The organism is Pseudomonas sp. SDO5271_S396 (assembly GCF_054071795.1).
This window is the reverse complement of record NZ_JBSVWB010000070.1, coordinates 1-22817: the sequence shown is the minus strand read 5'-3', so window position 1 is coordinate 22817 and position 22817 is coordinate 1. Positions and strand designations below refer to the sequence as shown.

General features: G+C 62.3%; 14 protein-coding genes and 1 pseudogene. 10 read left to right on the top strand and 5 right to left on the bottom strand.

What is annotated here, in order from left to right; translation table 11 throughout:
- Positions 1-1249 (bottom strand): annotated as a pseudogene (locus ACW9IN_RS28190) (type IV secretion protein Rhs); the annotation flags it as partial.
- A gap of 184 nt (positions 1250-1433) precedes the next feature.
- On the opposite strand from ACW9IN_RS28190, the gene lexA reads away from it, so the two are divergent.
- The 6 genes from lexA to uvrA all read left to right on the top strand — a co-directional run bounded on the left by lexA (position 1434) and on the right by uvrA (position 11494).
- Complete coding sequence (gene lexA / locus ACW9IN_RS28185) at positions 1434-2051, top strand: transcriptional repressor LexA (RefSeq protein WP_457368923.1); 618 nt, start codon at positions 1434-1436, stop codon at positions 2049-2051.
- The gene (gene imuA, locus ACW9IN_RS28180) at positions 2051-2665 is read left to right on the top strand and encodes a translesion DNA synthesis-associated protein ImuA (protein WP_457368922.1); all 615 of its coding nucleotides are present in this window, start codon (positions 2051-2053) and stop codon (positions 2663-2665) included. The genes lexA and imuA overlap by 1 nt, the downstream gene beginning before the upstream one ends.
- 7 nt (positions 2666-2672) lie before the next feature.
- Positions 2673-4085 (top strand): Y-family DNA polymerase, encoded by a 1413-nt coding sequence (locus ACW9IN_RS28175; protein ID WP_457368921.1) that lies wholly within the window; start codon positions 2673-2675, stop codon positions 4083-4085.
- Positions 4082-7153, top strand: coding sequence for an error-prone DNA polymerase (locus ACW9IN_RS28170; protein WP_457368920.1), 3072 nt, complete (start codon positions 4082-4084; stop codon positions 7151-7153). The genes ACW9IN_RS28175 and ACW9IN_RS28170 overlap by 4 nt, the downstream gene beginning before the upstream one ends.
- A 109-nt stretch (positions 7154-7262) precedes the next feature.
- A complete protein-coding gene (locus ACW9IN_RS28165; RefSeq protein WP_457368924.1) occupies positions 7263-8975 on the top strand; it encodes an ATP-binding protein in 1713 nt (570 codons plus the stop codon).
- The gene (gene uvrA / locus ACW9IN_RS28160; RefSeq protein WP_457368919.1) at positions 8972-11494 is read left to right on the top strand and encodes an excinuclease ABC subunit UvrA; all 2523 of its coding nucleotides are present in this window, start codon (positions 8972-8974) and stop codon (positions 11492-11494) included. Before ACW9IN_RS28165 ends, uvrA begins: the two co-directional genes overlap by 4 nt.
- Positions 11495-12003: 509 nt before the next feature.
- On the opposite strand, the gene tkt is transcribed toward uvrA, so the two are convergent.
- Positions 12004-14058, bottom strand: a complete 2055-nt coding sequence (gene tkt / locus ACW9IN_RS28155) for a transketolase (protein ID WP_457368918.1) — start codon at positions 14056-14058, stop codon at positions 12004-12006.
- Between the two features lie 174 nt (positions 14059-14232).
- On the opposite strand from tkt, the gene ACW9IN_RS28150 reads away from it, so the two are divergent.
- Complete coding sequence (locus ACW9IN_RS28150; protein ID WP_457368917.1) at positions 14233-14457, top strand: YdcH family protein; 225 nt, start codon at positions 14233-14235, stop codon at positions 14455-14457.
- A 156-nt stretch (positions 14458-14613) separates the two neighbouring features.
- Here the strand turns inward: ACW9IN_RS28150 and hglS are convergent, their stop codons facing one another.
- Entirely contained in the window at positions 14614-15990 is a 1377-nt protein-coding gene (gene hglS, locus ACW9IN_RS28145; RefSeq protein ID WP_457368916.1) for a 2-oxoadipate dioxygenase/decarboxylase HglS, read from the bottom strand.
- A gap of 291 nt (positions 15991-16281) precedes the next feature.
- Between hglS and ACW9IN_RS28140 the strand changes: the two genes are divergently transcribed.
- Positions 16282-17691 (top strand): OprD family outer membrane porin, encoded by a 1410-nt coding sequence (locus ACW9IN_RS28140; protein ID WP_457368915.1) that lies wholly within the window; start codon positions 16282-16284, stop codon positions 17689-17691.
- A 68-nt stretch (positions 17692-17759) separates the two neighbouring features.
- Positions 17760-20381: an MGH1-like glycoside hydrolase domain-containing protein gene (locus tag ACW9IN_RS28135; protein WP_457368914.1), complete on the top strand. Its 2622-nt coding sequence runs from the start codon at positions 17760-17762 to the stop codon at positions 20379-20381.
- Between the two features lie 64 nt (positions 20382-20445).
- Here the strand turns inward: ACW9IN_RS28135 and ACW9IN_RS28130 are convergent, their stop codons facing one another.
- Positions 20446-20760: an SCP2 sterol-binding domain-containing protein gene (locus ACW9IN_RS28130; protein ID WP_457368913.1), complete on the bottom strand. Its 315-nt coding sequence runs from the start codon at positions 20758-20760 to the stop codon at positions 20446-20448.
- Positions 20761-20816: 56 nt separating this feature from the next.
- The gene (locus ACW9IN_RS28125; RefSeq protein ID WP_457368912.1) at positions 20817-21527 is read right to left on the bottom strand and encodes a histidine phosphatase family protein; all 711 of its coding nucleotides are present in this window, start codon (positions 21525-21527) and stop codon (positions 20817-20819) included.
- A gap of 195 nt (positions 21528-21722) precedes the next feature.
- Here ACW9IN_RS28125 and sohB point away from each other — a divergent pair, with 195 nt between their 5' ends.
- Positions 21723-22748 (top strand): protease SohB, encoded by a 1026-nt coding sequence (gene sohB / locus ACW9IN_RS28120; RefSeq protein ID WP_457368911.1) that lies wholly within the window; start codon positions 21723-21725, stop codon positions 22746-22748.
- The last annotated feature ends 69 nt before the right edge of the window (positions 22749-22817 follow it).

Genomic DNA, 22817 nt, shown 5'->3' with positions numbered 1-22817 from the left:
CCGCCGCGTCACCTGCCGGGTTTTTTCCCACAGCAGGCGCATCGTCCACGTGCTCCTGCCGGACCAGCACCGTGCGCTGTACGGTCTTTTTCCGAACCGCCGGCACCGGGTTGGCAAGCAGCTCGTCCCCGGCTTTCAGCGGGACATCCGGAATCACCTTGATCGGTGTTGCAGCGCTGCCAAGCAACAAGGGTTTAGCTGTCTCGGCGTGGGTTTGCAGCTCGGGACCGACTAGCTGCCGGTCCAGTAACTCCAACAACTGCCGCGCCCGGTCGGACTTGATTTGACTGACCACCTGTTTGCCCAGGCGCACGGTCATCCCCATAGCCCCGATTGCCCGAATCAACAGCAAGTTGATCAACACCTCGTCGGTGATTTCTCCCATCACTTCGTTCATTTCCTGCGGCGGCAACAATCGAATCCAGCTGGCTATCGCCGACAGATAGATGAACAGCAAAGGTTCATCACTGAGTACCAACAAGCCCTTGGCAATGGACTCGCGGTCTAGAGTCAGCAGTTCATCAAGCTCGGTTTCGGAGAGGTACTGCAGCAGTTTTTCGCTGTTGGGTTGGATGTGGAGCAACAGGTCGTAGAGTTGCGTGACGTTGTCCCACAGGTTGTAAAGCGCCTTACCCATTCCGCGAAGAAACGCCGTTTCCAGCATCCTGCGTTGATCGAGCGGGCCGGCGTTGCTGTAGGTTTTCCATTGATCCTGAAAGGTGTCGGTCCACGCTTCGCGCAGGCGTTCCTCCAGCTCTGCAATCACTGACTGATAAGACGCGTACAACGCCCTGACGTGATCCCTGGAAACGTTGGGGTAAAAAGTGATCTGGTATTTCTGGTCGCGGGTACAGTTCTTGACTTCAAGAATGCCGCTTGGGCCGATGATGTGATCGGTCGGTGCGCCCATCGGGCTGCCATCGGCTGCAATCGCCTGGACCCTCACCGGCGTATTGCCGATGGGCACGAACTGCGTGCTCTCGAACATGTGCACCAAGGTCATGGAGCCTTGGGCCTCGCACAGGGCGACGACAGGACTGAGTTTTTTCGAGGAGACAGGCGCGACCAGCGCGACCTCATTTCCTACCTTGAACACCTGCTCGACTTCGAGCGCTGAAAAGCTCCAGAAACGTTCCGCCCACTCATCAAAGGTGTTCAGGCAACCGCGAAAGTCACTGAAGACGCGCTCGACATCGACCGTCTTCACCGTCATTGGGGTCAGGGCCAGCCTGCCAATGGCCGGGTTCACGAAACAGCTCCAACAAGAACATCCATCTGCAATCCCTCGCACTGTGTATTCAGGCGAGGGACTTTGCAGCGGTTGTCAGAGGAGGGGAGTAGAGCTTATCCGGCGGTTGCGTGGGATGTTTCGACAAGGTGTTTTTCTGCAGGCGACTGGCGGTTATTGTCAGAAAAACTCGAAAAGAGTACAAATGTACTCCATGACGACTCTGACTCCCCGCCGTACCGCCATCCTGACGTTTATCCGCGACCGTATCGCGCAGCAAGGTCAGCCCCCCAGCCTCGCCGAGATCGCCGAGGCGTTCGGTTTTGCCTCGCGCAGCGTGGCGCGCAAGCATGTTCTGGCGCTGACTGAAGCCGGGTTTATCGAGGTCAACCCCAACCAGGCCCGGGGCATTCGCTTGCTCAACCAACCGATGCGCCGCGAATGGCTGGACGTGCCGGTGCTTGGCCGAGTGGCGGCCGGCCGGCCGATTGGTGCCGATGCCGAAGTGCACAACCGCCTGCAACTCGACCCGGCCACGTTTGCGAAAACCCCGGACTACCTGCTGCGGGTGCAGGGCGACTCGATGATCGAAGATGGCATCCTCGATGGCGACCTGGTCGGCGTGCGTCGCAGTGCCGAGGCAGTGAACGGGCAGATTGTGGTGGCGCGCCTGGATGGCGAAGTGACCATCAAGCGTTTCGAGCGCAATGGTGACAGCGTGCGCCTGCTGCCGCGCAACCCCGCGTATCAACCCATCGTGGTCAGGCCGGACCAGGACCTGGCCATCGAAGGAGTGTTCTGCGGCCTGGTGAGGCAAGGCTGATGGGCGCCGTCGTTGCGCTGGATACGCTGTTCAATGGCGGGCGTGTCTGGAAAGGCCGCCCCGTTACGCCCCCGGCCAGTGTGCACCCCACCGGGCTGGCGGCACTGGACGCCGTGTTGCCCACGGGCGGTTGGCCGGAGGCGGCCTTGAGTGAAATCCTCATGGCCAGGGAGGGGGTGGGGGAATTGCAACTGGTGCTGCCGACTCTGGCGCGTTTATCACAGGCGGGTGAACGCATTGTGCTGGTGGCGCCGCCCTATACGCCGTACCCCCATGCCTGGCAGAACGCCGGGGTGGATCTGCGTCAGCTCTCGGTGGCCCAGGCGCAAGAGCGCGACACTTTGTGGGCCGTGGAGCAATGCCTGCGCTCCGGCAGTTGCGGCGCGGTGCTGTGCTGGCCGCGCAAGGCGGACGACCGCGCCTTGCGCCGTTTGCAGGTGGCGGCGGAAACCGGGCAGACCCTGGCGTTTGCCTGGCGTGCCTTGAGCGAGGCGATCAATGCATCGCCCGCCGCCTTGCGCCTGGCCGTGGAAGCAAACCCAGCGCGGGTGCGGGTGCTCAAGTGCCGGGGTGGGCTGGCCCATCCGGCGCCCATTGCCTTGGCGGGGCACTGAGGTTGCCATGCGCTGGGTGTGTATCGTCTTCCCGCAATTGGCGCTGGACGCGGTGCTGCGTTTGCATCCGGAGCCGGATCAGCCGTTGGTGCTGTTGGCCGGCACACCGCAACGACGCGTGTTGCAATCGGTCAATGCGGCCGCCCGTGCCCTGGGCCTGCGTCCTGGTCAATCCCTGACGGCGGCCCACGCCCTGACCAAGTCCTTTGCCCGCGCCGAATACGACCCCGCCGAGATCGCGCGCAGCCAGCAGTTCCTTGCCGCCTGGGCCTACCAGTTCAGTTCTCAGGTCAGCCTGTATTACCCACGTGCGCTGTTGTTCGAGGTCGAGTCGAGCCTGGGGCTGTTCGGGCCGTGGCCGCTGTTCGAAGCCCGTTTGCGCAAGGCGCTGGCCGAACTGGGCTTTCGCCACCGCATCGTTGTTGCCCCCAACCCGGCGGCGGCACGTGCGCTGGTGAATACCCACGATGGCCTGGCCGTGGATGATGACGCATTGATGCAGGCTTTGGCGCCGCTGCCCATTGACCGCGCCGGCCTCGACCCCCAGGCCGCCATCGCCTTGTCCCGCATGGGCCTGCGTACCCTGGGCCAGGTGCTGGCATTGCCTCGACATACCCTGGCGCGGCGCTTTGAGTCTGACGTGCTCAAGCACCTGGATACACTCACCGGGCAACGGCCCCTGGCCTTGGCGTTCTATCAGCCGCCGGATCGTTTCGATGTGCGCATCGAGTTGAATTTCGATGTGCAATCCCACCAGGCGTTGCTGTTTCCCCTGCGTCGTCTGACCAGTGATCTGTCGGCCTTCCTGTGTGGTCGTGACAGCGGCGTGCAGCGCTTTGACCTGCACCTTGAACACGCCCAGGCGCCGGACAGCGTGATCAAGGTCGGCCTGCTCAGCGCCGAGCGCGAACCGGCGATGCTGTTCGAACTGGCCCGAGGCCGTCTGGAGCAGGTGCTTGTCAGTGCGCCGGTGCGTGGCTTTCGCCTGGTGGCCGAGGACCTGCCGGTGTTTGTACCGCAGCGTCACGACCTGTTCGATGACCGTCCGCAACAGACCTTGCCCTGGGCGCAACTGCGTGAACGCCTGCGCGCCCGCCTGGGCGATGAAGCGGTGCAGGGTTTGCGCTTTCACGCTGACCACCGTCCGGAATGCGCCTGGCAAACGACCACGGATCGCCACGTGTGTCCATCCCTGAACAAGGTGCAACGCCCCGGTTGGCTGTTGCCCGAGCCGACGTTGCTGGCCGAGCAGGGCGTACGGATCCTCATGGGGCCGGAGCGCATCGAGTCCGGCTGGTGGGACGGCGCCGACATTCGTCGCGACTATTACCTGATCCAGACCCGCACCGGCCAACATGGCTGGGCCTACCGCACCGTGGGGCAAAGCGATGGGTTGTGGCTGCAAGGCTGGTTCGCATGAGTTACGCCGAACTGCATTGCCTGTCCAATTTCAGCTTCCAGCGGGGCGCCTCCAGCGCGCTGGAGTTGTTCGAGCGGGCCAAGCACCAAGGCTACAGCGCCCTGGCGATCACCGACGAATGCACCTTGGCCGGTATCGTGCGTGCCTGGCAGGCGGCGAAGGCGGTGGAGTTGCCGCTGATTATCGGCAGCGAAGTGCGCATCGAAGGCGGCCCGAAACTGGTGCTGCTGGTGGAGAACCTGGTGGGTTACCAGCACCTGTGTCGGCTGATTACGGTGGCCCGGCGCCGTGCCGAAAAAGGCAGTTACCGCCTGGTCAAAGAGGATTTCGACCCTGCGTTATCCGGCTTGCTGGCCTTGTGGGTAGCCGACGACCACGACACCCAGGCCTCGGTCCAATGGTTGCGGCATACCTTCGGCGAGCGCGTATGGCTGGCCGTACACCTGCACTGTGGCCAGGACGATGCGCGCCATCTGGAGCAGCGCCTGCAATTGGCGGCCAGCCTGGGTCTTCGCGCCGTGGCGTGCGGCGATGTGCATATGCATGCGCGCGGGCGCCGAGCCTTGCAAGACACCATGACTGCGATCCGCCATCACGTGCCAGTAGCCGAAGCCGGTACGCGCCTGCATCCCAATGGCGAGCGGCATCTGCGTTGCCTGACGTCCCTGGCCGCGCTGTACCCGCAAGCCTTGCTCGACGAAACCCAGGCCATCGCACAACGCTGTACCTTCGATTTGAGCCAGCTGCGCTACCAATATCCGCGTGAGTTGGTGCCCGCAGGATATGACGCCAAATCCTGGTTGCGTGCCGTCACCGAAAAAGGCATTGCCCAACGCTGGCCCAAGGGCGCCGAGGCCAAGACCCTGCTGCAGATCAACAGCGAACTGAAGCTGATCAGCGATCTGGGATACGAAAGCTACTTCCTGACCGTGCACGATATCGTCCAGTACGCCCGCAGCCGTTCGATCCTGTGCCAGGGTCGGGGCTCGGCGGCCAATTCGGCGGTGTGTTTTGCCCTGGGCATCACCGAGATCGACCCGAGCCTGACGAGCCTGCTGTTCGAGCGTTTCCTGTCCCGGGAGCGCAACGAGCCGCCGGATATCGACGTGGACTTCGAACACGAGCGTCGCGAAGAAGTGCTGCAATATGTATTTCAGCGCTACGGCCGCACGCGTGCGGCGCTGACGGCGGTGGTCAGCAGTTATCACGCGGCCGGCGCCGTGCGCGATGTGGCCAAGGCCCTGGGCCTGCCGCCGGACCAGATCAATGCCCTGGCCGACTGCTGCGGGCGCTGGAGCGATGATGCGCCACCGCTTGAGCGCCTGCGCGAAAGTGGCTTCGACCCCGACAGTCCGATTCTGCGACGGGTGCTCACGTTGACCCGGCAATTGATCGGTTTCCCTCGTCATTTGTCCCAGCACCCCGGTGGTTTCGTGATTTCCGAACATCCGCTGGACACGCTGGTGCCGGTGGAAAACGCCGCCATGGCCGAGCGCACCATCATCCAATGGGACAAGGACGATCTTGACGCCGTCGGCCTGCTCAAAGTGGATATCCTCGCTCTGGGCATGCTCAGCGCGATCCGCCGCTGCTTCGATTTGCTGCGTCGCCACCGGGGGCGCGATATGGCCCTGGCGACGATCCCCAAGGACGATGCGGCCACCTACGCGATGATCAGCAAGGCCGACACCATCGGTGTGTTTCAGATCGAGTCGCGGGCGCAGATGGCGATGTTACCCAGGCTCAAGCCCAAGAGTTTCTATGACCTGGTGATCGAGGTCGCCATCGTGCGGCCCGGGCCGATCCAGGGCGGCATGGTGCATCCGTACTTGCGACGACGTAACCAGGAAGAGCCGGAAACCTATCCGTCGTCAGAGTTGGAAAGCGTGTTGAAGCGCACCCTGGGCATTCCGTTGTTCCAGGAGCAAGTGATGCAGATCGCCATGGTCGCCGCTGAATATAGCGCTGGCGAGGCCGACCAGTTGCGTCGTTCCATGGCCGCCTGGAAGCGTCACGGCGGCCTTGAACCGCATCAGGCGCGACTGCGTGAGGGCATGTTGAAGAAGGGTTACACCGAGGCGTTCGCGGCGCAGATTTTCGAACAGATCAAAGGCTTTGGCAGCTATGGTTTTCCCGAGTCCCACGCGGCCAGCTTTGCCTTGCTGACCTATGCCAGCAGTTGGCTTAAATGCCATGAGCCGGCGGCCTTTGCCTGTGCGCTGATCAACAGCTGGCCCATGGGTTTCTACAGCCCGGACCAGATTCTGCAGGATGCGCGGCGCCATCGCTTGCAGATTCGCCCGGTGGATGTGCAGGCCAGCGACTGGGATTGCAGCCTGGAGCCGATGGGCGAAGGCCAACCGGCCATTCGCATGGGGCTGCGCATGATTGCGGGGTTTCGCGAAGAGGACGGGCGGCGCATCGAAGCTGCCCGTCAGCGCCAGGCGTTCAGCGACATTGCCGACCTGGATACACGGGCCGGGTTGGATGCCCGTGCCCAGGCACTGTTGGCGGATGCCGGTGCCTTGCGTGCCTTGGCCGGCCATCGGCACACGGCGCGCTGGGCAGTAGCCGGGGTGCACAAACAGTTGGGGCTGTTTGCCGGGTTGCCTGCACCGGACGAAGCTGCGGTGATGCTGCCGGCGCCCACGGTGGGCGAGGATCTGCAAGCCGACTACGCCACCGTCGGCACCACGCTTGGGCCGCACCCCCTGGCATTGCTGCGCGCGGAGTTACGCAGGCGGCGCTGTCGCAGCTCCCGGGAACTGATGGTGGTGGAGCATGGGCGCAATGTCAGCGTCGCGGGGCTGGTCACGGGGCGGCAGCGCCCGGGCACGGCCAGTGGCGTGACCTTTGTCACGCTGGAAGATGAATTCGGCAACCTCAATGTGGTGGTCTGGCGCGACTTGGCTGAACGCCAGCGCCAGGCACTGGTGGGCTCGCGTTTGCTCAAGGTGGATGGGCGCTGGGAGGCGGTGGGTGAGGTGCGGCACCTGATCGCCGGACGTTTGACCGACCTGTCATCGCTATTGGAGGGCATGCATGTGCGCAGCCGGGATTTTCACTGAGGTTGTTGGCTTCTGCGCTCATTCCCCCTCAAGTGAGATAGATGAAACCATCCGTCCCTGGCATGCTCCAAAAATTGCGACTGTCTTTTCTCTGCGCAGAGTCGGAATGATGCAGTTTTTATTCAACCCCCACGGTTGTGAAGGTTGGGCCGGTGAGATGGCTCAGCGGATTCGCGGGTTCGATTGGTCGACCACCGACCTGGGGCCGATCGCCCGCTGGTCCACCAGCCTGGCCTGCACCGTGCAAATGATGCTGGCCTCGCCGGTACCGATGGTAATGCTGTGGGGGCGGGCCGGGTACATGATCTACAACGACAGCTATTCGGCGTTTGCCGGCGGCCGGCACCCGTATCTGCTGGGGACGCCGGTGGAACTGGGCTGGCCGGAAGTGGCCGACTTCAACCGGCATGTGGTGGATACCTGTCTGAACGGTGGCACTTTGTCGTTCAACAACAAGGAACTGGTGCTGCTGCGTAACGGCAAGCCCGAAACCGTGTGGCTCGACCTGTATTACAGCCCGGTCGCCGGGGATGACCAGCAGCCGGCCGGCGTCCTGGCGATTGTGGTGGAGACCACCGAACATGTGCATTCGGAGCGGCTGCGCCAGGAGCTGACCCACAACCTGGAGCAGCGCGTTGCTGCGGAAGTGCAGGCGCGCTATACCGCCGAAGACCAATTGCGCCAGTCACAAAAACTGGAAGCCATCGGCGGCCTGACCGGTGGCGTGGCTCACGACTTCAATAACCTGCTGCAAGTGATCGCCGGCAACCTGCATCTGCTGGCCCGTCACGAAGCGGACAATGTCCAGGTGCAGCGCCGGGTTGCGGCGGCGATTGCCGCGGTGGAGCGTGGGGCCAAGCTGTCGTCGCAACTGTTGGCGTTTGCCCGGCGCCAGCCCCTATCGCCTGCGGTATACAACCCGCAGCGCATCTATGCGGGGCTGGGCGAGCTATTGCAACGTGCGCTGGGGGAAACCATTCATATCGACGTGCAACTGCCCCAGGACTCCTGGTGCATCAGTGTCGACCGCAACCAGTTGGAAAATGCACTGCTCAATCTGGCGATCAACGCCCGGGATGCCATGAAAGGCGAGGGTGTGATTCGCATCACCGGGGACAACATCATCCTCAATCCAGCGGATTGCGTGGGTAAAAGCATCAAGCCGGGCGAGTACGTGCGCCTGGCCGTGACCGACACCGGCAGCGGCATGTCGCAGGCCGTGCTCAAACGGGTGTTCGAGCCGTTCTTCACCACCAAGCGCGAAGGCCACGGTACCGGCCTGGGCCTGAGCATGGTGTTCGGTTTTGTCCGCCAGAGCGGCGGACATGTGGAGATGTGGAGCGAGGAGGGCAAGGGCACGGTGGTGCAGATGTATTTCCCCCACAGCCTGGCGCCGGAGAGTTTCGACGTGCCTGTGGAGCCAGCCCTTTCCGGCGGCGGCGACGAAACCATCCTGGTGGTCGAAGACAACGAAGGCGTGCGTCTGACAGTGGTGGAAGTGCTCGAACAGTCAGGTTACACCGTGCACACCGCCGAGGATGGCGACCAGGCCATGCAGCGATTGCAGGGTGGCTTGCTGCCGGAGTTGATCTTTACCGATGTCGTGATGCCCGGTCGGGTCAAAAGTACCGACCTGGCCGACTGGGCCCGCGCGCAAAAACCTCCGGTGGCCGTGCTGTTCACTTCGGGCCACACCCGTGACATTCTCTCCAGCAATCATTTGCTGAGCCCCGATATTCATCTGCTGAGCAAGCCCTACAGTCCCGAGGCACTGACGCAACGGGTATACAGCGTGCTCGCCGCCCGACAAGGTCGTCCATGACTTCACAGCGTTCCCTTCCACCTGTGACCGCCCGCCACTCAGGTTTTGTCCGGGTGCGCGGTGCCCGCGAACACAACTTGCGCAACGTCGACGTGGACATTCCCCGCGATGCCCTGGTGGTATTCACCGGGGTGTCCGGCTCGGGCAAGTCATCCCTGGCGTTTTCCACGGTGTATGCCGAAGCGCAACGTCGTTACTTCGAGTCGGTGGCGCCTTACGCGCGACGGCTGATCGACCAGGTGGGCGTGCCGGATGTGGACTCCATCGAAGGCCTGCCACCCGCCGTGGCCCTTCAACAGCAACGCGGCACGCCGAGTGCGCGCTCGTCGGTGGGCAGTGTCACCACCTTGTCGAGCCTGATCCGCATGCTGTACTCCCGTGCCGGCAGCTACCCGCCGGGCCAGGCCATGCTGTATGCCGAGGACTTCTCGCCGAACCTGCCCCAGGGCGCGTGCCCGCAATGCCATGGCCTGGGCCGCGTGTACGAGGTCACCGAGGCGCTGATGGTGCCCGATCCCTCACTGACCATCCGCCAGCGTGCGGTGGCGTCCTGGCCGCTGGCGTGGCAGGGCCAGAACCTGCGCGACATTCTGGTGACCCTGGGTTATGACGTGGACATTCCCTGGCGCGACCTGCCGAAAAAACAGCGCGACTGGATCCTGTTCACCGAAGAAACCCCGACGGCGCCGGTGTACGCCGGTTTCACCCCCGAACAGACCCGCGAGGCGCTCAAGCGCAAGCTGGAGCCGAGCTACCAGGGCACGTTCAGCGGTGCACGGCGTTATATCCTGCACACCTTCACCCACACCCAGAGTGCGCTGATGAAAAAGCGCGTTTCGCAGTTCATGCAGGGCAGCGCCTGCCCGTTGTGCGACGGCAAGCGGCTGAACAAGGCCGCGCTGTCGGTGAAGTTCGCCGGGGTGGACATCGGGGAGTTGTCGCAACTGTCGTTGTCACGCCTTGCCGAATTGCTAGGGCCGGTGGCGGCGGGGCAGGACAAGATGAAACTGTCGGTGGAAAAGCGCCTGGCGGCACAGCGTATCGCCCAGGACTTGCTGGAGCGGGTCAGCACGCTGATCGAGCTGGGCCTGGGGTATCTGTCCCTGGAGCGCAGCACACCGACCCTGTCTTCCGGGGAATTGCAACGCTTGCGCCTGGCCACACAGCTGGGCTCGCAGTTGTTCGGTGTGATCTATGTGTTGGACGAACCTTCGGCAGGTCTGCACCCGGCGGACGGCGAAGCGCTGTACCGGGCGCTGGAGCGTTTGAAGGCGGCGGGCAATTCGTTATTCGTGGTCGAACATGACCTGGAAACCATGCGCCGCGCCGACTGGTTGATCGACGTCGGCCCGGCGGCGGGCGAACACGGTGGGCAGGTACTGTACAGCGGCCCGCCCGCGGGGTTGGCGCAAGTGGAGGGCTCACAGACTCGCGAGTACCTGTTCGCCGGAAAAACCGCGTCGAACGCGGTGCGTCGTGAGCCCACCGGTTGGTTGAAGCTCGAGGGGGTGACACGCAATAACCTCAATGACTTGAACGTCGATTTCCCGCTGGGCTGCTTCACGGCGGTCACCGGGATTTCCGGTTCGGGCAAGTCCAGCCTGGTCAGCCAGGCGCTGCTGGAACTGGTGGGCGCCGGTCTTGGCCGTGTGGTGGAGAACGACGAAGAGCCGAGCCTGGAAGACGACGCCCCGCAGACCAGCGGCGGACGTATCGGCGCCGGGCTGGAGCAGATTCGTCGTCTGGTGCAGGTGGACCAGAAACCCATTGGTCGCACGCCGCGTTCCAACCTGGCCACTTACACCGGACTGTTCGACAACGTGCGCAAGCTGTTCGCCGCCACACCGGCTGCCCGCAAGCGTCATTACGACGCCGGGCAGTTCTCGTTCAACGTCGCGAAGGGGCGCTGTCCGAATTGTGAGGGTGAAGGGTTTGTCAGCGTTGAGCTGCTGTTCATGCCCAGCGTGTACGCACCTTGCCCAACCTGCCACGGCGCACGCTACAACCCCGAGACGTTGGCGATCCAATGGGAAGGCCGCAACATCGCCGAAATCCTTGGGTTGACGGTGGAGCAGGCGGTTGAGGTGTTCGCAGAGCAGCCCGCAGTGCTGCGCCCGTTGCAGGTGCTGCGGGATATCGGCCTGGGCTACTTGCGCCTGGGTCAGCCGGCTACCGAACTGTCCGGCGGCGAAGCGCAACGCATCAAACTGGCCACCGAGCTGCAACGCAATGCGCGAGGCGCCACTTTATATGTGCTGGACGAGCCCACCACGGGTCTGCATCCCCGGGATGTGGACCGTTTGCTCAGCCAGTTGAACCATCTGGTGGAGGCGGGGCACACGGTGGTCGTGGTGGAGCATGAAATGCGGGTGGTGGCCCAGAGTGACTGGGTGATCGATATCGGACCGGGAGCGGGGGACTCGGGCGGCAAGGTGATGGCTTGCGGCACGCCGCAGAAGGTTGCCAGAAGCAAAAGCAGCCGCACCGCGCCATTTCTGGCTAGAGAGCTGAACGCATAAACAACGCAGGTCAACTGTGGGAGCTGGCTTGTCGGGTCGCCGCATCGCTGCGATGACTACGGCACAGCCGACACAGATGCTGCCTGACCTACCGCCTTCGCAGCCTCGCCGGGGCTCGACAGCTCCCACAGGGGTCTTGCAGCGGCTGGAAAAACGCTGTCAGCAGGGCCATCGCGCCGGGCACTTTCTTGCCAACAATAGAGAAATCCTGTGGGAGCTGGCTTGTCGGGTCGCCGCATCGCTGCGATGACTACGGCACAGCCAACACAGGTGCCACCTGACCCACCGCTTTCGCAGCCTCGCCAGGGCTCGACAGCTCCCCAGGGGGCTTGCAGCGGTTGGAAAAACGCTGTCAGCAGGGCCATCGCGCCGGGCACTTTCCTATCAACAATACAGATCCCATGTGGGAGCTGGCTTGCCTGCGAAAACGTCGGCACTGCTAACTCAGATATCGCCTGACCCACCGCCTTCGCAGCCTCGCCGGGGCTCGACAGCCCCCACAGTTTTGATCAATGTTGGATCAGGTCGATCTGCGCCTTGGCCTGCTTCACCACATTCTCCACGGTAAACCCGAACTGCTCCTGCAGTTTGGCCAGCGGTGCCGACGCGCCGAAGCTGTTCATCACCACCTTGGCCCCGGTCTGCCCCACATAGCGGTCCCATCCCAATGGCCCTGCCTGCTCCACCACCACCCGCGCTTTCACGGAGGGTGGCAATACGCTGTCGCGGTAGGCAGGGTCCTGGTCTTCAAATAATTCCCAACTGGGCATGGAGACCACTTGTGCGGCAATCCCTTCGCTTTTCAACTGCTCATACGCCGCCACGGCCAGGCTGACTTCACTGCCGGTGGCCAGCAGAAGCACTTTGGGTTTGTCCGCACCCGCCAGCACATAAGCGCCTTTGGCCGCACCGGAGGCGGGCGCGTACTGCGTGCGGTCCAGGGTCGGCAACGGTTGACGCGACAACACCACGCAACTGGGGCGGTGGGTTTGCGCCAGGGCGACTTTCCACAGTTCCAGGGTTTCATTGGCGTCACCGGGGCGCAGGGTCAACAGCCCCGGTGTCGAGCGTAGCTGGGTCAAGTGTTCGATCGGCTGGTGGGTCGGGCCGTCCTCGCCTACGCCAATCGAGTCATGGGTGAAAACGAATACCACCGGCAACTCCATGATCGCCGCCAGTCGGATCGGCGGTTTCATATAGTCGCTGAATACCAGGAAGGTCGAGGTGTAGGGCCGCAGGTAGGACAACGCCATGCCATTGGCAATCGCGCCCATGGCGTGTTCACGGATGCCGAAGTGCAGGTTGCGTCCACTGTAGTCGCTGGCGCTGAAACGCCCGGCACCGTCGAAGGTGAGATTGGTTTTGGTCGACGGCGACAAATCCGCCGAGCCGCCCAGCAGCCACGGAATCTGTTGGGCGAAGGCGTTGAGGATTTCGCCGCCCGAGGCGCGGCTGGCGATGCCTTTGGTGTCAGCGGTAAAGTCGGGCAGTTTGGCCTGCCACTGCGGTGGCATTTCCCCGGCGCGCATGCGTTGCAGTTCATCGGCCCGTGCCAAATCGAGGCGGGCGAGTGTCTGATTCCACTGCTGGTACAGCGGCTCGGCCCGTCCCAGCAATGCGTCGCGCAGTACCGTGCGGGCTTCATCGGGCACCCGGAAGTGGGCGTCCTGCGGCCAGCCATATGCGGCCTTGGTCAGGCGGATTTCCTCATCGCCCAACGGTTCGCCATGGGCGGCTGCAGTGTTGTGTTTGTGGGGCGAGCCGTAGCCGATCACGCTGTCGACCACAATCAGCGTCGGCGCACCACTATGGTTTTTGAAGGTTTCCAGCGCTGTGCTCAGCGCTTGCAAGTCATTGGCGTCGGTCACGTGCAGGGTGTGCCAGCCATAGGCTTCGAAGCGCTGGACCACGTTTTCGCTGAAAGCCAGTTCGGTATGGCCCTCGATGCTGATGGTGTTGTTGTCGTAGATCCAGCACAGGTTATCCAACTTCAAGTGCCCGGCCAGGGAAGCCGCTTCGCCGCTGATGCCCTCCATCATGTCGCCGTCACCGCACAGGGTGTAGACGTCGTAGTCGAACAGCACCTGGCCGTCGCGATTGAAGCGCTCGCCCAGCCAGCGCCCGGCCATCGCCATGCCGACGCTGTTGGCACAGCCTTGGCCGAGCGGGCCGGTGGTGGTCTCGACGCCGGTGGTCATGCGGTATTCCGGATGGCCGGGGGTTTTTGAGCCCATTTGCCGGAACTGCCGGATATCGTCGAGGCTGACAGCCGGTTGGCCCGAGCGCTTGCCGTGGGCGTCGATCTCGACCACCCCGGCCAGGTGCAGCAGCGAATACAACAGCATCGACGCATGCCCCACCGACAACACAAAACGGTCACGGTTGGGCCAGTCGGGATGTTCGGGGTGGTAGCGCAGGAAGCGACTCCACAGCGCATAGCCCACCGGCGCCAGGCCCATGGGCGTGCCCGGGTGACCGGAATTGGCCTTCTGCACGGCGTCCATCGCCAGGGTGCGAAGGGTGTTGATGCATTGGGTGTCGACAGCGGTGGCGGCCTGCGTCATGAAATCGGTCTCCCTCGGGTGGCTATCTAGAGTGGAGGGCGGGGGGTGACAAAGGTTTGATCCGCGTGCCAGCGCCGCGACGAACGGGGCGCATCGAGCCTAAACATGACAAGACCCCCGGGAATGGGCTAGCTTCAAAGGCGTAAACCATTGATCAACACGCGGAGGTACGCCATGCCAGTGAAACACGACCTGTATCAGGACTTGGGGATCAGCAAGGAAGTCGTTCACGAACGCAGGGCGAGTGATGCACACCTGGACTCGCTGCTCAATAAATACGATGACGCTGACAAGGAAGTGCTCAAAGCAGAGGCGGCCAGTGCCAGTGATGACATCGTGGAAAAATTGAAGAAGGAGCGGCTGTTGATCAAGGACAAGATCGTGGGGCAGTTGGGCTAAGCCTATGTCCGCATTCCTACAGGGTGCGGACATATTTGTTCAGAATTGTCTGAAGGACACTATTCAAGTCACTGCTTATGATGCCCACCGCCCACCCGGCTCTGGGGACTATAGCGGCGCAAGGAATGCGCCGGTGAGCCGGGTGGGCACCTCATTTCATGTCAGCAGCGCCTGGGTGCACTCATCCACGGAGCGCTGCTGCGTCTCGGCATACAGGTGCAGCTCGTCGATTGTGCGACGCCCCAGGGCTTTTTCGAATTCAGCCTGATTGGAATTGGCCGCGTAGTGGCTCTGCGCGGCATCGCCCAGGTTTGACTGAAAGATCCCCGCCGCACTGACTGGCAGAAAATCCTCATACACCAACGGCTCCACATCGATGTGGCCGGCAGCGATCAATGCATCCAGTGTGCGCGGCTGATCGGCATGGCCGCGTGCCGCCAGGCCGGTTTCGGTCGCGAAATAGCGGAAATACGCCAGGCCCTGTTCACGCATCTGTGCGTGATCATCCGGGAAGGCCTGGAAGTGATGTTCCATCAATTGCATATAACGCGCGGCGTTGCCCTCATTGGGGAAGGCGCCCAATTCGTCGCGCGCGGCATTCAGCAATTGGTCGTACAGTGCGCGACCTTTGGGGGTGAGCGCCACGCCGCGTTGTTCGATTTCGCCGAAGCGCGCGCTGTGGCTACCTTGTGCGTCGCTGAAGGCGATGGGTTCGTCGAGCGCCTTGAAGCTGGTCTGGCGTAGCAGGATCGGGCACCGGCGACGCGGCGGCCCCTCGATCACAGCCTTGGGGGTGATGCCTTTGCCGGGCATGGCGGCCTGCACCTGGTCGATGTCCAGCGTGCGCGGCGTGAGGTGGTTGATGTGCGGGCCCTTGAAGGCCACCACGTCCGCGATCAATCGATGCTGGTCGCTGAGCTGCTGGTACTGCGCGCCGGTGACGGTGGCGGTGTGGTGCCAGCGAAAGGTCTCCAGGGCCTGGCGGATGAATGCTTCGGCATCGCTGGCGTTGAGGCCACCGTCCTTTTCCGACTGCTCGATCAGGGCCAGGGCGCCGGTTGTGAAGATCGAGCGTTTGGCCAGGGCGCTTTCGGCGAAAGCACGCAGTTCAAGGTTCTCGATCAGCTCCAGGCGCAGCAGCGAGGTGAATACGCGGAATGGGCTGGTTTGCAGCGCCTGTTCATGCACCGCGCGAAATGCGGTGGAATGTACCGGTACACCGGCAGGTGTCAGGTCGTAGTAGCCCACGGGTTGCATGCCCATTACCGCAAACAACCGGCTGATGGTCGCCAGTTCCTGGGCCGTGCCCAGACGGATGGCGCCGTGGCGTTCCATGTCGAGGCGCTGGATTTCCCCGGTGCGTTGCAGCTGTTGCGCCAGGCCCGGTTCGGCGTCGAGCACGCGGGTATTGGTCTCGGCCACCAGCTCCATCAAGGCGCCATACAGGGGAACTTCATCTCGGTACATATCCGACATGGCCCTGGAGAAGCCTTGGCGGATGACGTCTGGGCTGACATGGGCGGCAGTGGGCATAGAAAAATTCCTGAACACGGTGGAGAGAGGTGTGGCCGTTGCCTGAATTCTGTTGGCCTCGGGGTGACGGTGCAAACGAAGAATCCTCAGGACTTCATTCTTGAAATGAATGGCATGACACGAATATGACAAAAAACACCGGTCTGGAAATTTCATTTTCAGGCGGTTTTCCTAACAAATTCTTCACGAGGTGCGCCCCGGTCCTCATGAAACAATCGTCACGTTTGTAGGGATGAAAACGCCGATTTGCACACCACACACACATAAAAAAATGTTTAGGGGCCGTCGTTAATGAAGATATCTACACTGGCGTTGTCCATCGCCGCTACCGTGCTTGCACCGCAGGTTTTCGCCGATGATTTCGGACTCGGCTCTCTGGGCACGGGCAACGGTCACAGCGGTTTCCTGGAGGACAGCCACGCGTCCGTCAGTTCGCGGACCATGTACTACAGCGCGGATAACCGCTCGGGGACCAACAACGATCTGCGCGAAGCCGCGACCTTGCTGCGCTTCGACTACAAATCCGGCTACACCCAAGGCACCCTTGGTGTCGGCTTCGACGTCATGGCGTTCGGCGCCCTGCGTCTGGACGGCGGCGATGGCCACACCGCAGGCCCGGGCCTGGCGGGTAACGGCAACAGCTTCTTCCCGACCAAGAACAACGGCACCGAGCCGGCCGACTCCTTCGGGCGTGCCGCCGGTAACGTGAAATTCCGTATCTCCCAGACCGAATTGCACGTAGGTGGTGGCCTGGCGCCGGTGTTGCCGATCCTGGTGTCCAACGACAGCCGTGTAGCGCCGCAGACCTTTGATGGCGGCATCCTGACGTCCAACGACATTCCCAACGTGACCTTCACCGGCGGTGAGTTGAACCGCGCCGAAGGCCGTGCGTCCAGCAACTCCACCGGCCTGAGTGTGGCTGGCGGTACCCGCGACAGCGACAGCTTCAAGTTCGGCGGTCTGGACTACAAGCCGTTCGGTTCTTCCGACAACGCCATCGCGAAAAACCTGACGTTGCAGTACTACTACGCCCAACTGCAAGACTTCTACAAACAGAACTACTTCGGCCTGGTCCACGTACTGCCGCTGGGCAACGACCAGTCGTTCAAGACTGACCTGCGCTACTTCGACAGCACCAGCGACGGCAAGAACGGCGAGAGCGGCTACCAGTTCAACAACAACGGTGGCTTCGCCAAGCACGCCAACGAAGTGGACAACAAAACCTACAGCGCTGCATTCACCTATCAACTGGGCGGCAGCAGCCTGATGCTCGGCCACATCGGTGTAGGTGACGACGGTGGTTTCGTCTGGGTCAACCAGGGCAGTATCGCCGACCCGCACGCCCAGGGTGCAGGCGGCAGCGACTTCTACCTGTTCACCGACGCAGTGGTCGGCCAGTTCTCCCGCGCGGGCGAGCAGGTCAACTTCGGTCAGTACTCGTATGACTTCAAGGCGTTCGTGCCAGGCCTGAAGGCGTCCGTGGCTTACCTGGACGGCAAGGACATCAAGTCGAAGGTCGCCGGTGGTCCTGACCAGAAAGAAAACGAAACCGACTTCCGTCTGGACTACGTTGTACAGGCAGGTCCTCTGAAAGGCTTCGGTACCACGTTCCGTACCGGTACCTACCACGGCAAAAACACCGGCACCGCCGACCAGGATCAAACCCGCCTGATCTTCAACTACACCTACGCCATCTTCTAAGTCTTCATGCAACGGCGCGTCATTGGGTTCTACACTGCTGGCTCACCGAGCAGGCGATGGAGGCCCCAATGGCGCAACTACGTGAAACAATCGAAGGCCAACGCCTGGCGATGCAAGATGCCGAGCGTTGGCGCGAGTGGGGCCCCTACCTGAGTGAACGCCAATGGGGCACGGTGCGCGAAGACTACAGCGCCGACGGCGACGCCTGGATCTACTTTCCCCATGAACACGCCCGCAGCCGCGCCTATCGATGGGGCGAGGATGGCCTGGCGGGTTTCAGTGACAAGGCGCAACGCTGGTGCCTGGGCCTGGCTCTGTGGAACGAGCGTGACGCGATCATCAAAGAGCGCTTGTTCGGCCTCAACAACGCCGAAGGCAATCACGGCGAAGACGTCAAGGAACTGTACTTTTTCGTCGACGGCGTACCGAGCCATGCCTACATGCGCATGCTCTACAAATACCCCCACGCGGCTTTTCCCTACGCCGACCTGATCACCGAGAACGCCCGGCGCGGTCTGGGTGATGCCGAGTACGAGATCCTCGACACCGGTGTGTTCGAAGACAACCACTATTGCGACGTCAGCGTCGAGTACGCCAAGCATCTGCATGACGATGTGTTCATGCGTGTCACCGTGCACAACCGTTCGCAGCAGCCGACGCGCTTGCAGGTATTGCCGCAGCTTTGGGCGCGTAATGACTGGAGCTGGACCGCTGGCGTGCCGAAGCCGCAATTGGTACGGGATGGCGAACGTGTGCTGGCGCGCCATCATGAGCTGGGCGATCGCGACCTCAGTGCCTGGGGCCCGGGCGGCATCGAATGGCTGTTCTGTGAAAACGAAACCAACTTCCCCCGGCTCGACGGCCAACCGGCACCGGGGCCGTTCAAGGATGGCATCAACGATTACGTGGTGGGTGGCGTGCAAACCGCGGTACGCCACGATGTCGGTACCAAGGTCGCGGCGCGCTTCATCCTCGACCTGGCGGGCTTGGAGAGTCAGGTGCTGTATCTGCGTTTCGCGCCGGTGGACGCCCCCGAGGTCAATGCGCGCAAGCTGTTCGAACAGCGCCGTCAGGAGGCGGATGACTTCTACGCGGCGCTGCAACAGGGCATCGCCGATGAGGATGCGCGCAATGTGCAGCGCCAGGCGCTGGCCGGCCTGCTGTGGTCCAAGCAGTTGTATTACTTTGATGTGAACCAATGGCTCGACGGCGACCCGGCCCAGCCCGCACCGCCGCCCGAACGCCTGCATATCCGCAATACCCATTGGCGGCATTTGTCCAACTTCGACATCCTCTCCATGCCCGACACCTGGGAGTACCCGTGGTACGCCTCGTGGGACCAGGGTTTCCAGGCGGTAGCGATGGCGCTGATCGACCCGGGCTACGCCAAGCAACAACTGCTGTTGTTGGTCAAGGACCGTTTCATGCACCCCAACGGGCAGTTGCCGGCGTACGAATGGCGCTTCGACGATGCCAACCCGCCGGTCCACGCCTGGGCCAGTTGGCGGGTGTACCAGCAGGACAAGGCGCTGACCGGCGTAGGCGACATGGACTTCCTGGAGCGGATCTTCCACAAGTTGCTGTTGAATTTTTCTTGGTGGGTCAACCGCAAGGATGCCGAAGGTCGCAACCTGTTTCAGGGCGGCTTTCTCGGGCTGGACAATATCGCGTTGTTCGATCGTTCGGCGCCTTTGCCGTCGGGTTATCAACTGGACCAGGCTGACGGCACCGCCTGGGTCGCCGCTTATGCGCTGGATCTGATGCGTATCGCTCTGGAGCTGGCTCGGCGCAACACGGTGTATGTGGATATCGCGGTGAAGTTTTTCGAGCACTTCCTGTACATCGCGGGGGCAATCAACCGCGTCGACGACAGTGCCGAAGGTCTGTGGGACGAGCAGGACCACTTCTTCTATGACGTGCTGCACCGGCCCGACGGACAGAACGAACCGGTGCGTCTACGCTCGATTGTCGGGCTGATGCCGCTGTTTGCGGTGCTGGTGCTGGAGCAGCGTGAGCATGAAGGGCTGGAGGGTTTGCGCGAACGCTTGCTGGGTTTCATGAAGCACCGGCCGGACCTGGCCCGTCTGGTCTCGCGCTGGAACGAGCCGGGGCAGGGGAACCGCCTGTTGCTGGCGTTGCTGCGGGGCGAGCGCACTAAGGATCTGCTGCGGCGCATGCTCGATGATCAAGAGTTTCTGTCGGTCTTCGGCGTGCGCTCACTGTCCAGGGCGTTCGCCGAACAGCCCCTGGCGCTGAAAATGAACGGCAACACCCTGTGCGCCAGCTATCAGCCGGGAGAGTCGGATTCACGCTTGTACGGTGGCAACTCGAATTGGCGCGGGCCGTTGTGGATGCCGGTGAACTACATGCTGATCGAATCGCTGCGCGAGTTTCATCGCTATTATGCGGAGCATTTTTCGGTGGAGTACCCCACTGGCAGCGGTTATCTGGCATCCCTGGAGGAAGTGGCCGACAGCCTGAGCCAGCGCCTGACCCGATTGTTCCGGCGGGATGAAAATGGACGGCGGCCATCGATGGCCGGCTATGCGCAGCTGGAGACGGACCCGGCCAGTCGCGACCTGGTGTTGTTCCATGAATATTTTCATGGGGAGACCGGGCGTGGGCTGGGGGCGTCCCATCAGACGGGGTGGAGCGCGTTGGTGGCGTTGCTGTTGCAACCCAGGATCTAGGGGCCCTGCAAAATAAAATGTGGGAGCGAGCTTGCTCCCACAGGGATTCAGGGTTGCCCGTGAATCAGGCCGGGAACAGCTCGCTCAGCTTCATGGCCAACATCATGTCGCCTTCAGTGCGCAGTTTGCCGCTCATGAACGCTTGCATGCCGTCGGTGTCGCCACTGACGATGCCTTCCATGGTTTCGCCGTCGGTCACCAGGGTGACTTGTGCGTCAGGGTTTTCGCCTTCCAGCAACTCGCAGGTGTTGTTTTTAACCACCAGGGAAAAGTTCTGGGTTTCGTCGATGCGGAAGCCGAACACCAGGTCCAGGCCGTCGGCGGCGGCTGGGTTGAATTTGGCTTTCATTGCTTCTACAGCTTTGGCTACGTCAGTCATGGTTTCGATCCTTTAGGGTAGAGTCCAGTGACCTTGGGGTCACGGTTGGCCGCGGTTCATCGGTACGTGATGAGCTGCGGCGCCTTCAACAGTTGCAAGTGGGTGTGACTGTTGAAGGAAGCCAGTGCCACTTCGCGACCGCGGAATTTCAGCTGGTTGAGCGAAGTGTTAACAATTTGCCAGTTCAGCTCGAAAGCCTGGGCGGCAGGCATTCGGGTAATCAGGTGGAGCAGGGCGGTGATGGTGCCGCCGGAGGTGAACACGGCGATCTTGTGCGAGTCTTGCGCGGCATCGAGGACGCGCTGCAAGCCGCCCTGCACGCGCTCGATAAAGCCCAACCAGCTTTCCAGGCCCGGCGGGTCATAGGTACCGGCCAGCCAGCGCTCGATGATCAGGGCGAAGATGCGCTGGAATTCGCTGCGGTTCTGCGCGGCATTGCGCAGGATGTCCAGGGCTTCGGGTTCGGTGCCGAGCAGGTCGGGGAGCAGTGCGCGAATGATCGCTTCGGCGTCGAATTCGTTGAACGCGCTGTCGACTTCCAGGGCCGGCACCGGCAGGCCGAGGGCGCTGTACTGTTCGAAGGCGGCGGTGGCGGTGTGCTGCTGTCGGCGCAGGTCGCCGGCGACGCAGCGGTCGAACACCAGGCCCATGTCGGCCAGATGGCGACCGAGCACTTGCGCCTGTTGCACACCAACGGGCGAGAGGACGTCATAGTCGTCTGCACCGAAGGAGGCCTGGCCATGTCGAATCAGATAGATGCTGCCCACGTCCGTTTTCCCGGTACGTTGAAAGTCTGGCGAGGTTATGAGGTTGCTTTCGAGCTGTCAATGAAAAAACATACGCTTGTTTTAAAAGGCCGTTGGAGGGCCTGGCTGCTGGCGGTTTGATCACTGGCTCGAACGCGGTGCCGCCGGTATGCTTGGGCAATCCGCGCTTGGCGCACAGCACTTTTAAGGAGAAACATGGATTTTCTTGCCGAATACGCGAGCTTTCTGGCGAAGACCGTCACCCTGGTGGTCGCTATTCTGGTGGTACTGATCAGTTTCGCCGCACTGCGCAGCAAGGGACGCCGCAAATCCGCCGGGCAGTTGCAGGTCGACAAGCTCAATGATTTCTACAAGGGTCTGCGTGAGCGGCTGGAGTCGACGCTGCTCGACAAGGACCAGCTCAAGGCGCTGCGCAAGGCCGAAAGCAAGACCGAAAAGAAAAAGGACAAGAAAAAGCCCGAGGCCAAGCCACGGGTGTTCGTGCTGGATTTCGATGGCGATATCAAGGCCTCCGCCACCGAGAGCTTGCGCCATGAAATCACCGCGCTGTTGAGCCTGGCCACGCCGAAAGATGAGGTGGTTCTGCGCCTGGAAAGCGGCGGCGGCATGGTGCACAGCTACGGCCTGGCATCTTCGCAACTGGCGCGTATCCGCCAGGCGGGCGTGCCGCTGACCGTGTGCATCGACAAGGTCGCGGCCAGTGGCGGCTACATGATGGCGTGCATCGGCGAGAAGATCATCAGCGCACCTTTCGCCATCCTCGGCTCCATCGGCGTGGTGGCGCAGTTGCCCAACGTCAACCGCTTGCTGAAGAAACACGATATCGACTTCGAAGTACTCACCGCCGGCGAATACAAGCGTACCCTCACGGTGTTTGGCGAAAACACCGAGAAGGGCCGGGAAAAGTTCCAGGAGGACCTGGACATCACCCATCAACTGTTCAAGAACTTCGTCTCGCGCTACCGCCCGCAGCTGGCGATTGATGAGGTCGCGACCGGAGAAGTGTGGCTGGGTGTTGCAGCTCTCGACAAGCAACTGGTCGACGAACTGCAAACCAGCGACGAATACCTCGCGACCAAGGCCAAGACCGCCGAAGTGTTCCACCTGCACTATGCCGAGCGCAAAAGCCTGCAGGAGCGCGTCGGGCTCGCGGCCAGCGGCTCGGTGGACCGTGTGCTGCTGACCTGGTGGAACCGCCTGACCCAGCAGCGCTTCTGGTAGCCCGCCCATGTGGGCACAATCAATGTGGGAGCGGGCTTGCCCGCGATTGCGGTTGATCAATCGACAGGT